This is a genomic window from Streptomyces sp. DS1-CR2 (assembly GCF_055760475.1).
In genome coordinates this window covers 315,515-330,405 of the sequence record NZ_CM147085.1, presented here as the reverse complement: position 1 = coordinate 330,405, position 14,891 = coordinate 315,515, and the positions used below count along the sequence as shown (strand labels likewise).

Here is a 14,891-nt window from a genome sequence, read left to right as displayed (position 1 = left end):
TCCTTCCAACGGGGTGGGGCGGGGGAGGCGTTTCGCTCGGTCATGCGGAGGCCTCCTTCGCGAGGTGGGCCGCCGCGGCGGCCATGCGGGCCGGCTCGGTGAAGACCCGGATGCCGTGGCGGGCGAGCAGCTGCATGCCGTCCTCCGCGAGGGGCCGGGAGACCAGCCAGGAGACGAGCAGCGGCGGTCGGCCGGGGCCGCCCGCGTCGGCGATCTCCTGGGCCACGCGGACCGCGTCGTCGCCGACGATGCTGGTGAGGACCACGCAGACGATGTCCACAGTCGGGTCGTCGGCGACCGCGTCGAGCACCTTGCGCAGCGTGCCCGGGGTGAAGGCGCCTTCGGCCGTCACGTCGAGCGGGTTGTCCACGTTCGCGAACGAGGGGAGTACGGCCTGCAGAGCGGTCCGCGTTGCCTCACCGAACTCCGCGATCGCCAGGTCCCGCGCGCTGATCTCGTCGGCGGTAGCGCTGCCCGCGCCGCCGGACGTGGTCACCACGGCGACCCGCCGGCCCGCGGGGCGCGGCATGTGGCCGAGGATCCAGGCGATTTCCAGCAGCGCTGTCATCTCGGACACCTGGACGGCGCCCGCCCGCTTCAGCACGGCGCGGTAAGCGGATTCGCTGCCGGCCAGCGCCCCGGAGTGGGACGCGACCGCGCGCCGCCCTGCGGCGGTCACGCCGGTCTTGTACACGACCACCGGCACCTGCGCGGCCTGGGCCGTCTCCAGGGCGCGCTGGAAGCGGGGACCGTCGGCCACCCCTTCCAGGAACAGCGCGATGCAGGTGGTGGTGGGCAGACCGGCGTAGTACGACACGTAGTCGGCGACGTCGAGCAGTGACTGGTTGCCGACGGTCACCCAGTCGCCGATGCCGTAGCCGTCGGCCAGTTCGTGCGAGACCAGGCTGCCGGCAACGGCGCCGCTCTGGGCGATGACACATGTGCCCGAGGGGTGGAGCCCGAAGGAGTCGACGGCCTGGCTGAACGTGGCGGCCATGCGGTGATGGGCGCTGACTACCCCGATCGTGTTGGGCCCGCACAGCAGCGTGCCGGAATCGGCTACGGCGTCACGCAGCGCGCGGTCCAGCACCTTGCCCTCGGGGCCGCTCTCGCCGAAGCCGGAGGCGTAGACGATGACGGCGGGTACCCCCAGCCGTGCGCACTCGCGCACCGCCTCGACACTGGCGACGGCGGGGAGTGCGACGCAGGCGAGGTCGGGTACGGCGGGCAGCTCGCTCAGCGAGGTGACGGCGGGCAGCCCGCCCACCTCGCCTCCGGCCGGATTGACCGGGTGGATGTCGCCGGTGAATCCGTGCTGCCGCAGGGAACGCAGCACGCGCCCGCCGGGTTTGCTCGTGTCCCGTGAGGCGCCGACGACGGCCACACTGCGCGGTCGGGCCAGCGGCCGCAGGTCGAGCGGGGGCCGGGGGTGCCGGGCGGCTCCGGCGGGCGCACCGGGGGCCAGGACGGCGGCGGCGTCGAGGGCGAGGCACGTGCCGTCCGGCAGGATCCGCACCGGGTTGAGGTCGAGGTCGGCGATCTCGGGCAGGGACAGCGCCAGGTCGCCGACGGCTGCCACGAGCCGGCAGAACTGGGTGGTGTCCACGGCCTGCCGACCCCGGTAGCCCGCGAGCAGGGGGGCGCTGTCCAGCGTCCCCAGCAGACGGGCGGCGTCGTTGGCCGTGAGCGGCGGCACGGCGTGGGCCACGTCGCGGAACAGCTCGACGGTCACGCCGCCCATGCCGAGCAGGACGACCGGGCCGAACGTCTCGTCGTGGACCCAGCCCAGGAACATGTCGGTGCCCTCGCTCGCCATGGGCTGCACGACGATGTCGGGCCGGGTCAGCCCCAGCGCCCTGGTCTGCTCCGTGAGACGCCCGTAGGCGTCCCGCACCTGTTCGGGGGTGCCGAGTGACAGCTCCACCAGCCCGGCGTCGCTCTTGTGGATGACCTCGTCCGACAGCGCCTTGAGCACGACCAGGCCGCCGAGGGCAGCGGCGACGGCCGAGGCCTGGTCGGCCGATCCGACGACGTGCGAGGGCACGAAGGGCAGACCGAGTGGCGCGAGCAGCGCCCGGCTTGTCGCCTCGCCCAGCGCCGTGCCCGGCTGGTACGCCGTGAGCGCACGCCGTACCTCGGCGATCGCCTCGGCGCCGGTGGCCGGGACGGCGCCCGCGGCGTCGACCACCGCGGTGCCCGGTCCGGTCGTGGAGGTGTCGGTCATGGCCGGCTCTCCCGCCCTCCGGTGGCGAAGGCGTTGCGGGCGATCAGCAGCCGGTGGATGTCGTTGACACCCTCGACGATCTGGAACACCTTCGCGTCGCGGTAGGCACGGGCCACGCCGTACTCCTCCGAGACGCCGTACGCGCCGTGGATCTGCACGGCCTCGGTGGCGGCATTCTGCGCTGTGTCGCTGGCGTACAGCTTGGCCATGCTCGCCTCGATGCGGGCGCGTCCGCCGCGCTGCATGGCCACCGCGCACTGCTCGGTCAGCAGCCGTGCCGCCTGGACGGACACCGCCATGTCGGCGATCTTCTGCCGGACCATCTGGAAGTCGCTGATGGGCTGGCCGAAGACGACGCGTTCCTCGGCGTAGCGCACGGAGGCCTCCAGGCAGGACTGGGCCAGCCCCACCGCGCGTGCGGCGACCGACAGCCGGCCGCGCTCCACGGCGTTCATGGCGACGGAGTAGCCCTGGCCCTCCTCGCCGAGCAGGGCGTCCGCCTCCAGTTCGACGTCGTCGAAGGTGAGGTCGCCCGAACACAGGGGGCGGAAACCCAGCTTGTTGTGGACCGGGTTCTTCAACACGCCCGGGGTGTCGGCCGGGACGATGAACGCCGACAGGCCGGCCCGGCCCAGTGTGGGGTCCTTCGTCGCGAAGGTGACGAAGAAGGAGGCCCGGTCGAGGTTGGTGATCCAGGCCTTCGCGCCGCGCAGCACGAACCCGGTGTCGGTGCGTTCGTAGCGGGTCTGGGTGCCGGCGACATCGCTGCCGGAGCGGGGCTCGGTGACACCCGCGCCGCCGAAGATCCGCCCTTCGGCGAGCGGGATCAGCCAGCGCTTCTTCTGCTCGTCGGTGCCGAAGGTCAGCAGGCCGCTGCCTACCAGGGCCGAGGGCATGCTCATCAGCACGCCCAGGCAGTGGTCGACCCGGGATATCTCCTCGATCATCCGCGCGAAGGTGAGGTGGTCCAGGCCCAGTCCGCCCCACTCCAGCGGCACCACCCCGCCGAAGAAGCCCAGTTGACCCATCTCCGCCAGCAGGTCGTCCGGGATCCTCTCCGCGGCGTCGTACTCCTGCACGCGCGGGGCGACGCGTTCCTGGGCGAAGGTGCGGACCAGGCGGAGGAATTCCTCCCGTTCCGCCGGGGCGGGAGCCGTGTCGAGCAGGTCGTCGGTCATCGCGCGGTCTCCGCGACCTCGAGGTTCTTGCGCAGACGGGGGAAGAGGTCAAGCGCGGTGTCGCCCAGCATCAGGTCGAGGTCCGCGGGCTTGTTGGCGGTGTTGGCGCGCAGGACGGCCGCGATGTCGTCGGCCCAGCCCTCGGCGGGCGTCTTCTTGTGGGAGCCGTCGCCGGGGCGTTCGGTGCCCAGTACCACGCGGTCGCTGCCCACGGCCTTGACCAGCAAGTCCAGGGCTTCCTCGGTGTACAGGCAGGTGTCGTAGTACAGCTTGCGAATGGCCTCGTCGAAGGTGCCGCCGCGGCCGGTACCTTCCCAGTAGGTGCCGCGGAAGCGCCCGACCTGGTAGGGGATGGAGCCGCCGCCGTGCGGGACGATGACCTTGAGGTCGGGGAAGGTCTCGAAGACGTCCGACTGCACCAGCGACATCACCGCGATGGATTCCTCGTTGATGAAGTGCAGGCTCTGGTTCTCGCGAATCGAAACGCAGCCGGCGGAGTGCACCAGCAGCGGCAGCTCGTAGGCCACGAGCTTCTCGTAGAGCGGGTACCAGTACTCGTCGCCCAGGCCGGGCACGTCCATGGGGGCCCGGCCCTCGCTGGGGTCGGGGTTGAGCAGGACGCCGACGAAGCCGAGTTCGTTGACGCAGCGGTCCAGTTCGTCGAAGACGACGTCGATGGGCTCGTTCCACACCACCGGCAGGTTGGCCATGCCCTGCAGGCGGTTCGGGTGGAACTGCACCTGGGTGGCGATGGCGTCGTTGACGGTCTCGGCCCACCAGTGGACGATGCGGGCCGGCTTCTCTGAGTGCATCAGGCTGTAGGGCCTGGCCGAGACGAGCTGGACGTCGGTGCCGACCCGGTCGAGCCAGGCGATGTGCTCCTCGGCGAAGTGCTTGAGCTCCTCGGGCGGGATGACGCCGGTGCGGCCGTGGCTCATGCCCTCGCGTTCCTCAGAGAAGCCCTTCAGCCGGCGGCCGTAGTGGCCGCGGGTGCCGATGAGGAACTCCCGGTAGCTGTAGAGCTCGGATGGGGCCACGATGTGGCCGTGTACGTCGACGATCTTGCTCGGCATGGCAAGCGCTCCTTGCGGGCGGTGTAGGGGGTCGGTCAGGTGTGAGGTGTGCCGGCGAGGTCCGGCGGCACGGCGTGTCCCGCGTGCGGCAGGACGTCGGAGCTGAACCACGCCATCGCCTCGGTCAGGGCGGCCTGGCTCGGGCTGGGGAGGTCCACGATGAAGTCGGTGGCACCGGCGCGGTGCCAGCGTTCCGTCAGGTCGAGGCAGGCCTGTGCGGCGCGCGCTCCGGGGGTGTCGCGCGGCGGAACGGGTTCGCCGCGCGGGGCCCGGCCGCCCAGTGGGGCGATGGGTACGACGACCCGGAAGGCGGGCGGCAGGCCGTCGCGCTCGTCGGCCGCCCGCTGCAGGAGTTCGGTGACCTGGTCCGGGGTGAGCGCCCAGGGTGTCCAGGCGTCGCCCAGGTCCAGGGCCCGCCGTAGGCCGACGAAGCGGTCACCGCCGACCCATACGGGCGGGCGGGGCTGCTGGACCGGCCGGGGCCGGCAGACGAGCCCGTCCATCTCGACGAAGCGGCTCTGCTGGCTTGCGGGTTGTCCGCTCCACAGCTTGAGCACCGCCTGGAGGTATTCGTCGGCGACCGCTCCCCGCTCGGCGAACGGGACACGGGCGGCGTGGGCCTCGTAGGGGCGCCGGCCAACGCCGAGGCCGACGATGATCCGCCCGCCGGAGAGCACATCGAGGGTGGCAAAGGCCTTCGCGGTGATCAGCGGACTGCGCAGGGGGAGTTGGTAGACGTGGGTGGCGAACCTGATCCGCCGGGTGCGGGCGGCCAGGAAGCCGATGGTGGCGACCGGGTCGAAGAAGCGGGCGCTGCCGTAGTAGGCGCTCTCCTCCTCGGACAGGGCCGCGTGGTCGCCGACGGTGACGAAGTCGAAGCCGAGTTCTTCGGCGGACAGGACCACGCCGGTCAGTTCGTCGGGTCCCGCGGTGTCTTCCCAGGCCTGGATGTTGATGGGCTGGACAATGGGGGTGAACAGGCCGAAGGAGACACCGGCGGCCGGGGTGGGTGTGTCTGGCTGCGGCATGCTGCGGTTCTCATTCCAGGAACGAAAGGCGTCGGTGGACCGCGCTGTGTGGGGCGCGGTCACCGCTGCTTCAGTTGACGAGGACCCTGATGGTGTGGCCGGTGGCGCACAGGTGCCGGACGGCTTCTTGGTGGGTCCGTTCGCCGAGCGCGGCGGTCCAGCCGCAGCCCGGCGCCCGGCAGGTGGCGTCGGGCAGCCACTCCCCGCAGACCCGGCAGATGCCGCCGACGTCCAGGTGTCGGCCGCTGCCGCAGGAGAGGGCTTCCTCCGGGAGCGAGCTCAGGTCGATGTGCCGTTCCGTGATCGGCTCAACCGGCCTTGTGCAGCGTGGACTCGATGCGATCGGACAGGGTGGTCAGACGCTGGCTGTAGAGCGCCTGGGTCCTGAGGAAGGAGGCCATTGGGTTGCCTCCTCCGCCGCCGATGCCGAGTTCCTTCTGCTCCTGGGGAAGCTCGATGACGTCCTTGGCCTCCTCGGCGGGGAACACGTTCATCAGCGGTCCGCCGGACTCCACTGCCTCCAGCTGGCTGCGCAGCAGGTTGCGGTAGAGCGCGATGCCCTGGTCGGAGGAGCTGAGGTGTTCGTCGTCCCGTGTGGTCAGGGGGCCCTGTGTCACCCACACCATGGCGTCCTGCGAGTCGATGGTGTCCATCAGGAAGGAGCCGTCGGATGCCTGCAGGGCTACTTCGTAGGTGTCCGGCAGTTGCTGGATGTCCTGGACGAGGTCGGCGTACTGATCGGGCACGTCGTACCAGCAGTACCAGAAGTGCAGCGTGTGGGTGTCGTCCATGGGCACCCGGATCTGGAAGGAACTCAGGCCGTAGCCGCCGACCTTGAGGACATTGGGGAAGACCACGGGGTGGCCGATCTTCCAGTCCTCGTCGTCCTCGGTCTGTCCCTCGCGCAGGCGCCGCTTGATGATGCCGTAGTCGACGAGATCGAAACCGATCTTGATGTGGTGGCCGGCCAGGACGGTGGGTTCCTTGCCCTCGCGTTCCAGGTGGTAGTTGAACAGGCGGCCGTGCAGCCACTCGACGTGGGTCGGGTCGAAGGAGTTCTCCATGATCTGGAGCCAGTTGCACGGGATGACCGCGTAACCGATGTCCCGGAAGCGGGTCGGGCCTTCCTCCTTGGTGAACAGGTCCAGGCGGGGGAGGGCCGGTGCCGGGCCCTGGCCGAGGTAGGCGAAGATCAGGCCGCCCAGGGGCTGGACGGGGTAACTGGTGATTTTCGCCCGGGACTTGAGCTGAGGGGAGTCGGGGGTCTGGTTGGGCTGTTCCAGGCACTCTCCCTGGGTGGAGAACAGCCAGCCGTGGTAGGGGCAGCGCAGTCCGCCGCCGTCGGGGAAGCCGTAGCCGAGGGAGGCGCCGCGGTGCGGGCACCTCTCGCTCACCAGACCGAACTCCCCGGCGTCCGAGCGGTACAGCACGAGGTCCAAGCCGAGAATCCGCACCCGCTTGACGGGGTTGTCGGACAGTTCTGATTCGGTCGCGACGGGAAGCCAGTGGCGGCGATAGAGCTCGCCCGCGGGGGTTCCGGCGCCGACGCGGCTGAAACGTTCGTTTACGTCAGAGCGCAACATTGCGTCCTCGTATCTCTTGACGCCCCTGCGGCTTCATCGCCCGGGGCAGCGGCTCACTCACTACGCGGATCGCTATTAGGTTAATCATAGGAGCAAAGAAAAAAGTGTCAACCCTCATGCTAGGAAGGGCTGTGCCGTGTGGCTCAGATGCCGGGTTCGGTGGTGGCGCGTTCGATGTTGTAGAGCTCCTCGAACCCGGCGAGGTGCTGGAACGACTCGTAGATTGCGAACGCCTCGGCCGCCGGGCGACCGCTGGTCTGTCCGGCGCGCTGGCGCTCGTAGGCCTCGCGTAGGGCGCTAAAAGGCCGCGGTGTGGCCGGTCACCGGGTCGATGACCAGCGCGTAGCCCAGCCGGCCCCATTCCTCGGGACTGTGTAGGTCGAACGAGGTCAGGGTGGCCACCGGGCCCGACAGTCGGCGCGGTGCCTCGGCGAGCTGCTCGGGGGTGCCCGGCAGCAACATCACCGCGTCCGCGCCCGCGGCGAAATAGGTCTCGCAGCGCTCGATTGCGGCGTCGAAGCTCTCGTTCTGCACCGCGCCGGTGCGCGCGATCAGGAGCAGGTCCGGATCGCGCCGCGCTCCCACCGCTGCCTCGATCTTGCCCGTCATCACCCTGGTCGGTACGAGGTGCTCGACGTGCCGGTGATGACTGACCCGCTTGGGAGCCACCTGGTCCTCGAGCTCGATGGCGTGAGCTCCGGCGTTCTCCAGCTCCCATACCGTGCGCGCCACAAGGACCGCGTCGCCGAAGCCGACTCCGCCGTCCACCACCAGGGGCAGCGCGGAACGCCGGCGTACCGCGGCGGCGGCCTGTGCGAGTTCGGTGGTCGTCAGCAGGGCTTCCGAGACGGCGAGCGTGTAGCCGAGGCCGCCTCCGCCCAGGTAGCCGCCGTCGAAGCCGAGTTGTTCGCACAGGCGTGCCGTCAGAGCGTCGGGACAGTAGGGGACCATCAGGGGTCCCTCGTTCTCCACGCGGCGCCGGAAGACGGCGCGTCTCAGTTCGTCCATGGTCGTCCAGCCTTAGTGAGGGGTCCGCGCAGCCGGTGCCGCAGCCTTCCAGAGGTGCGGCGTAGCGGCATACGTGTGCCCTGGTCTCATATGAAGAGCGTGCCGCCGTCCCCGACGAGCGCCCGGCCCGCGATCCCGCGAGCCCCGTCGCCCGCCCGCAAGGTGGCCCTGCGCCGCACGTCCACGGGGCGCGGGCCTAGGGGTGGTGTCGGGTGCCCGGTGCCGGGGGCAGGGTCCGCCGCGTGGCACCGGATGGGTCAGGGCCGCCGGCAGTGCCTGGGGGTACGGCTGCTCTGCGGCGCCGGCGCGGGGCGTGAGGTCGTCAGCCACGCCGCGAGGCGTCACAGGATGGCCCGGGGCTCCTCCTCCCGCGCTTCGAGAAACGGACAGGTAACCGAATCCGGCACGTCTACGACCGTAGACTCCATTTTTGGGTTTGGCTACACTGCAAAGCCATGGAAACTGAATCGCCTCAGCTGCCCGCCGCTCCGCCCGCGGCCAGACGGCCGCGCAACGCGGCGGCGACCCGCGAGGCGATCCTCAGATCCGCCGTGGAAGCCTTCACCCGGGCTGGCTTCGACGGGGCGGGCGTGCGCGAGATAGCCAAGGACGCGGGCGTGACCGCGATGCTGGTCAACCGCTACTTCGGATCAAAGGAACAGCTCTTCGCCGAGGCGGTGGACGCCGCTTTCACCCCACGCACCGTCATCACCGGCGATCCCGCGACGCTGAGCCGTGACATCGCCACCTCACTCGTGGACCGCACTGCTCCGGAGGCCGACCACCTGAGCCCGTTCCTGCTGATGCTGCGCTCGGCTCCCAATCCGCGCACTGCCGAGATCGTCCGCGCCGGCATTGAGCGTCACGTGGAACGAGAACTGGCCGGCATGCTCAGCGGCCGGTTCACGCAGGAACGCACCGCACTGGCCCTCTCGGTGATCGCCGGAGTGTGGCTGATGCGGAAGGTCCTCGGCAACAACGCCCTGGTCGAGGCAGACGCCGACGACCTCCGCCACCGCCTTGAAGAGGTGCTGCGGGTGCTGCTTGAAGACCCTGAGCCGAGCTGACGGTTTCAAGCGCTTCGCCCCAGCTCACCGGCGTCGCGCGGGTCAGACGTCGTACACGTAGAAGCCCCGCCCGCTCTTGCGGCCCAGCTGCCCGGCCGCGACCATGCGCCGCAGCAGGGCGGGCGGCGCGTGCAGAGGTTCCTTGAGCTCGTCGTACATCGACTCCGCCACCGATTGCGCGGTGTCGAGGCCGATGAGATCGAGCAGCCGCAGCGGGCCCATCGGATGGGCGCAGCCCAGCTCCATACCGCGGTCGATGTCGTCGACGGTCGCCTGGCCCGTCTCCAGCATGCGCACCGCCGACAGCAGGTAGGGCACCAGGAGCGCGTTGACCACGAACCCGGACCGGTCCGTCGCGGCCACCGTCTCCTTGCCCAGCTGGCCCGTGGCGAAGTCCACGGCACGCGCGAAGGTCTTCTCGGCGGTGACGAGGGACGGGATGACCTCCACCAGACGTTGGACCGGCACTGGATTGAAGAAGTGCAGGCCGACGACCCGCTCGGGGCGCTGCGTGGCCATGGCCAGGTCGATGATGGGCAGGGAGGAGGTATTGGTGGCGATGACCGCGTCCTCGGCCGCCACGACCTTGTCGAGCACGGCCAGCACCTCGGCTTTGGTCTTGCGCTTCTCGGCCACGGCCTCGATGACGAACTGGTGGTCGTGCAGGCCCTCGAGATCATGGGTGAACGAGATACGGCCGAGCGCCGCCGTCAGCTGCTCCTCGGTGAGCTTGCCGCTGTCCGCGCCGCGCCGGAGCGAACCGGTGACGCGTCGGCGGCCTTCTGCCACGCCCTGGGGCGTCGCCTCGGCGACGAGGACGTCGAGTCCGCGCAGTGCGGCCACTTCCGCGATGCCGGAGCCCATCAGGCCGCAGCCGACGACGCCGAGGCGGAACACGCTTTCCATGGCAATCCTTGTGTCGTGGGGATGTTCAGACATTGCGGCGGTATTCACCGCCGACTTCGAAGAAGGCTTCGGTGACCTGCTGCAGCGAGCACACCCGGGCGGCGTCCATCAGCGCGGCGAAGACGTTGCCGCCGCCGGTGGCCGCGGCCCGGAGCCGGGTCAGAGCGGCGTCCGCGGCCTCCCGGTTGCGCTGGTGGAAGTCACGGACCCGGCTCAGCTGCGCCTGTTTCTCCGCCTCGGTGGCCCGGGCGAGTTCCACCACGGCGGGTACGGCGTCCTCCTGCGGCTTGCGGAAGGTATTGACCCCGATGACCGGCAGGGTGCCGTCGTGCTTGCGCTGCTCGTACAGCATCGACTCGTCCTGGATACGCCCGCGCTGGTAGCCGGTCTCCATAGCTCCCAGCACGCCCCCGCGTTCGCTGATCCGGTCGAACTCGGCGAGAACCGCCTCCTCCACCAGGTCCGTGAGGTGGTCGATCACGAACGCCCCCTGGAGGGGGTTCTCGTTCATGGTCAGGCCCCACTCGCGGTTGATGATCAGCTGGATCGCCAGCGCACGGCGGACGGAGTCCTCGCTCGGCGTGGTGACCGCCTCGTCGTAGGCGTTGGTGTGCAGGCTGTTGCAGTTGTCGTAGAGGGCGATCAGTGCCTGGAGCGTGGTGCGGATGTCGTTGAAGTCCATCTCCTGCGCGTGCAGTGACCGCCCCGACGTCTGCACGTGGTACTTCAGCTTCTGGCTGCGCTCGTCCGCCCCGTAGCGGTCGCGCATCGCTACCGCCCAGATGCGGCGGGCCACCCGGCCCAGCACCGCGTACTCGGGGTCCATACCGTTGGAGAAGAAGAACGACAGGTTGGGGGCGAAGTCGTCGATGGCCATCCCGCGCGCCAGATACGCCTCGACGTAGGTGAAGCCGTTGGCGAGGGTGAAGGCGAGCTGGGTGATGGGGTTCGCGCCCGCCTCGGCGATGTGATAGCCGGAGATCGACACCGAGTAGAAGTTGCGCACCCCGTGCTCGATGAACCACTCCTGGATATCCGCCATCATCCGCAGCGAGAACTCCGTGGAGAACAGGCAGGTGTTCTGCCCCTGGTCCTCTTTGAGGATGTCGGCCTGCACGGTTCCGCGGACCGAGGCGAGGGCGCGGGCCCGGACCGCTGCGGCCTCCTCGGCGTCCGGCTCCCGGCCGTGCTCGGCCCGGAACGCGTCCCACTGCTGGTCCAACGCCGTGTTGAGGTAGAACGCCAGGATCGTCGGCGCCGGACCGTTGATCGTCATCGACACCGACGTCGTCGGCGCGACCAGGTCGAAACCGTCATACAGCGCCTTCAGATCCTCCAGCGTGGCGACCGACACCCCGGAGGTGCCGATCTTGCCGTAGATGTCGGGCCGGACATCGGGGTCGCGGCCGTACAGGGTGACCGAGTCGAACGCGGTCGACAGCCGCGTCGCCTCGGTGTCCTGCGCCAGGTAGTGGAACCTGCGGTTGGTGCGCTGCGGGTCGCCCTCGCCGGCGAACATCCGGGCCGGGTCCTCCCCTTCGCGCTTGAAGGGGAACACTCCGGCGGTGAAGGGGAAACGGCCGGGCAGGTTCTCCGAGCGCAGGAAGCGCAGCAGGTCTGCGTGGTCGCGGTAGCGGGGCAGTGCGACCTTGGGGACCCGGCTGCCGGCGAGGGAGACGCGGGTGAGCGCGGTGCGCAGTTGTCCGCCACGCACGGGGACTACGAGCTCGTCGGCGTTGTACGCCGCCACCGTCGCGGGCCACTCCTCCAGCAGACGCAGTGCCTCCGGTTCGGCCGCCTGCCGGGCCGCCGCCAGCAGCGCGTCGACCTCCGCGGTCCGCGCTCCCGCCGCGACCAGGTCCTCACGTACGGCGGCCGCACGCTGCACCGCCGCGACGGCTGCAGCCTGCGTCTGGGTGCGGGCGTGGTAGTCGCGTACGGTCTCGGCGATCTCGGCGAGATAGCGCACCCGTGAGGACGGCACGATCTGCGCCGCGCCGCTGGAGTGGCGCACCGCGACCTCGGCCAGCGCGCCGGGCTTCACCGGAAGTCCCCGCTCGGCCAGCGCATCCCGCAGATGCTGGTAGAGGGCCGTGACCCCGTCGTCGTTGAAGGTCGCCGCGCTAGTGCCGAAGACGGGCATGTCCTCGGGAGCGGAGGCGAAGGCCTCACGGTTGCGCACCAGTTGCCGCGCCACGTCTCGCAACGCGTCCTGGGCACCGCGCCGTTCGAACTTGTTGACTTCCACCACGTCGGCGAAGTCGAGCATGTCGATCTTCTCCAGCTGGGAGGCCGCCCCGAATTCCGGGGTCATCACGTACAGCGAAACATCCGCGTACGGCACGATCGCGGCGTCGCCCTGTCCGATGCCGGGGGTCTCCACGATCACCAGGTCGTAGCCGGCGGCCTTGCAGGCGCCGATCGCCGCGCTCAGGCCGTCAGGCAGTTCACCGCTGCCGCGGGTGGCCAGGGAACGGAAGAAGATCCGGTCGCCGTCCAGGGAATTCATCCGGATCCGGTCACCGAGCAGAGCTCCACCACCGCGTCGGCGGGTCGGGTCGACGGCCAGCACCGCCACCCGCAGCGCGTCACGCTGATCGGTCCGCAGCCTGCGCAACAGCTCGTCGGTGAGCGAGGATTTGCCCGAGCCGCCAGTCCCGGTGATGCCCAGTACCGGGACATCTCCGGGGTCGGCCGCCTCCAGGGCGCGCACGGTCTCCGTCGGGACCGAGCCGCTCTCCAGACCGCTGATCACACGGGCCAACGTGGTACGGCTGTTGGCCAGGACGTCGGCCACCGCCGCGGGGGAGGAGCGCCACAGGTCGGTGTCGCACTCGGCGATCAGCGTGTTGACCATCCCGGCCAGCCCGAGGCGCTGGCCGTCCTCGGGTGTGAAGATGCGCACCCCGGACGCCGCCAGGCGCTCGGCCTCGGCCGGCACAATGACGCCGCCGCCCCCGCCGTACACCTTCACGTGTCCGGCGCCCCGCTCGCGCAGCAGCGTCACCAGGTACTCGAAGTATTCGACGTGTCCGCCCTGGTAGGAGCTGACCGCGATGCCCTGGACGTCCTCCTCGACAGCCGCGTCGACGACCTCCCGCACCGAGCGGTTGTGCCCGAGGTGGATGACCTCCGCCCCCTGGGCCTGCAGGAGGCGCCGCATGATGTTGATCGACGCGTCGTGGCCGTCGAAGAGGCTGGACGCGGTGACGAAGCGGACCGGGTGGTGGGCGCGGTACAGCGGTGCGGTCGAAGTGTCCGTGGACACGGTGGCCTCCCAGGCGTCGCCCACTGAAGGAGCGGGCGGTGGATCTCGGATCCGCCGCCGGGCCGGGCGGCTTCAGGCGCCCGGGGCGGGGATTCACGACGACGCGGTCGTACGTCCCGCACCAGGTGGCACGGGTCTCGACCTTGATCAGCACTCAAGAACCGGCCGGTCCCGGTGACAGAGACCGGGTCGTGTGCCGGCAACTGCTTTTGGCTCAGCCCTCCCACCGGCGGAAGAGGGCCGCCAGCGCCTGCCCGCCGCCGATGCACATGGTGACGACACCGAATTCGAGGTCACGGCGCACGAGGTCCTTCACGACCCGCAGCGTCAGGATGGCGCCCGTGGCGCCCACTGGATGTCCCAGGGCGATGGCCCCGCCGTACGGGTTGGTGCGCTCCGGATCAAGGGCCGCGTCGCGGATCACGGCGACCGCCTGCGCCGCGAACGCCTCGTTGAGCTCGACGATCCCGACGTCACGCGCGGTGAGTCCGGTCTGCCGGAACAGCTTGCTCAGCGCCAGAACCGGGGCGTATCCCATCAACTCCGGCTCCATCGCGGCGGTCGCCACCGCTTCCAGGGTGGCCAGACCCGACAGGCCCTTGTCCCATACCACCGACGCGGGGGCCAGCACGACGGCGGCCGCGCCGTCGTTGATCCCCGAGGAGTTCCCGGCCGTCACCGTTCCCTCGGCCTCGAAGGCCGGACGCAGTCGAGCGAGGGCCTCCAGTGTGGTCTGGGGCCGCGGGTGCTCATCGGTGTCTACCGCGTCGGGGCCACGGCGGCCGGGCACCTCCACCGGCACGAGCTCTTCCCGGAACACGGCCAGGGAAGCCTCGGCCGCGGCCCGCCGCTGGCTCTCCAGTGCGAACGCGTCCTGCTCCGCGCGGCTCACGCCGTACTTGCGGGCCACCGTCTCGGCGGTGCGGCCCATGTGCACCCCGTGGAACGGATCGGTGAGGATGCCCACCGTCCCGTCGACCAGGGTGCGATCACCCAACCGGTAGCCGGCGCGCGCGCCGAAGTCGAGAAAGGGCATCCGGGACATGCTCTCGTCGCCACCGGCCACGGCGACGTCCGCGCTTCCCCCGCGTATCTGAAGGGCCGCCGACCAGACGGCCTGAAGCCCGCTGCCGCACAGCCGGTTGACCGTGAAGGCGGGCGTGCTGACGGGGAGTCCGGCCGCGAGCGCCACCCGGCGAGCGTTGTAGGCGTCCGGCCCCACCTGGCCGATGCAGCCCATGACGACCTCGTCGACATCCGGCCCTTCTACGCCGGCTCGGCGCAGCGCCTCGCTCACCGCCAGTGCACCGAGCTGATGCGCCGGGACCTCCTTTAGCGAGCCACCGAAACTGCCCACCGGCGTCCGCGCACCGTCGAGGACGACGATCGGTTCGACAGTCACGTTCAAGACCTCCTGGAACGCGGCCGCGCATTCCAGCGGAGCACACGGCGGCTGCTACGGGGTGACGACAGACTGGGGGTCGTGCAGGCCGGCTCGGCGTCCGGCCTGTTGGCCGGGGCTCGACCTATTCCCGGGGGCTGCTGTGTCGGCCGCT

At 70.3% G+C, this 14,891-nt stretch carries 10 protein-coding genes; 1 reads left to right on the top strand and 9 read right to left on the bottom strand.

Annotated features, from left to right (window positions below; genetic code table 11):
- Positions 1-40 precede the first annotated feature (40 nt).
- The 6 genes from ACY0PA_RS01645 to ACY0PA_RS01620 all read right to left on the bottom strand — a co-directional run bounded on the left by ACY0PA_RS01645 (position 41) and on the right by ACY0PA_RS01620 (position 8,094).
- Positions 41-2,224, bottom strand: coding sequence for an acetate--CoA ligase family protein (locus ACY0PA_RS01645; RefSeq protein ID WP_473082987.1), 2,184 nt, complete (start codon positions 2,222-2,224; stop codon positions 41-43).
- Positions 2,221-3,402, bottom strand: coding sequence for an acyl-CoA dehydrogenase family protein (locus ACY0PA_RS01640; RefSeq protein WP_473082986.1), 1,182 nt, complete (start codon positions 3,400-3,402; stop codon positions 2,221-2,223). The genes ACY0PA_RS01645 and ACY0PA_RS01640 overlap by 4 nt, the downstream gene beginning before the upstream one ends.
- Positions 3,399-4,475, bottom strand: a complete 1,077-nt coding sequence (locus ACY0PA_RS01635) for an amidohydrolase family protein (RefSeq protein ID WP_473082985.1) — start codon at positions 4,473-4,475, stop codon at positions 3,399-3,401. Before ACY0PA_RS01635 ends, ACY0PA_RS01640 begins: the two co-directional genes overlap by 4 nt.
- 35 nt (positions 4,476-4,510) lie before the next feature.
- Positions 4,511-5,503, bottom strand: a complete 993-nt coding sequence (locus ACY0PA_RS01630; RefSeq protein WP_473082984.1) for a TIGR03619 family F420-dependent LLM class oxidoreductase — start codon at positions 5,501-5,503, stop codon at positions 4,511-4,513.
- A 308-nt stretch (positions 5,504-5,811) separates the two neighbouring features.
- Positions 5,812-7,086 (bottom strand): Rieske 2Fe-2S domain-containing protein, encoded by a 1,275-nt coding sequence (locus tag ACY0PA_RS01625; protein ID WP_473082983.1) that lies wholly within the window; start codon positions 7,084-7,086, stop codon positions 5,812-5,814.
- 297 nt (positions 7,087-7,383) lie between these two features.
- Complete coding sequence (locus ACY0PA_RS01620; RefSeq protein ID WP_473082982.1) at positions 7,384-8,094, bottom strand: isocitrate lyase/PEP mutase family protein; 711 nt, start codon at positions 8,092-8,094, stop codon at positions 7,384-7,386.
- Positions 8,095-8,549: 455 nt separating this feature from the next.
- On the opposite strand from ACY0PA_RS01620, the gene ACY0PA_RS01615 reads away from it, so the two are divergent.
- Positions 8,550-9,161 carry a TetR/AcrR family transcriptional regulator gene (locus ACY0PA_RS01615; RefSeq protein ID WP_473082981.1) on the top strand — a complete coding sequence of 204 codons (612 nt, stop codon included), beginning with the start codon at positions 8,550-8,552 and terminating at the stop codon, positions 9,159-9,161.
- Positions 9,162-9,203: 42 nt separating this feature from the next.
- Here ACY0PA_RS01615 and ACY0PA_RS01610 read toward each other — a convergent pair whose 3' ends face one another.
- The 3 genes from ACY0PA_RS01610 to ACY0PA_RS01600 form a co-directional block, all read right to left on the bottom strand.
- The gene (locus ACY0PA_RS01610; RefSeq protein ID WP_473082980.1) at positions 9,204-10,067 is read right to left on the bottom strand and encodes a 3-hydroxybutyryl-CoA dehydrogenase; all 864 of its coding nucleotides are present in this window, start codon (positions 10,065-10,067) and stop codon (positions 9,204-9,206) included.
- Between the two features lie 25 nt (positions 10,068-10,092).
- Positions 10,093-13,335 carry a fused isobutyryl-CoA mutase/GTPase IcmF gene (icmF, locus tag ACY0PA_RS01605; protein ID WP_473082979.1) on the bottom strand — a complete coding sequence of 1,081 codons (3,243 nt, stop codon included), beginning with the start codon at positions 13,333-13,335 and terminating at the stop codon, positions 10,093-10,095.
- A gap of 214 nt (positions 13,336-13,549) precedes the next feature.
- On the bottom strand, positions 13,550-14,737 hold the full coding sequence (locus ACY0PA_RS01600; protein WP_473082978.1) for a thiolase family protein: 1,188 nt from the start codon (positions 14,735-14,737) through the stop codon (positions 13,550-13,552).
- Positions 14,738-14,891: the final 154 nt, after the last annotated feature.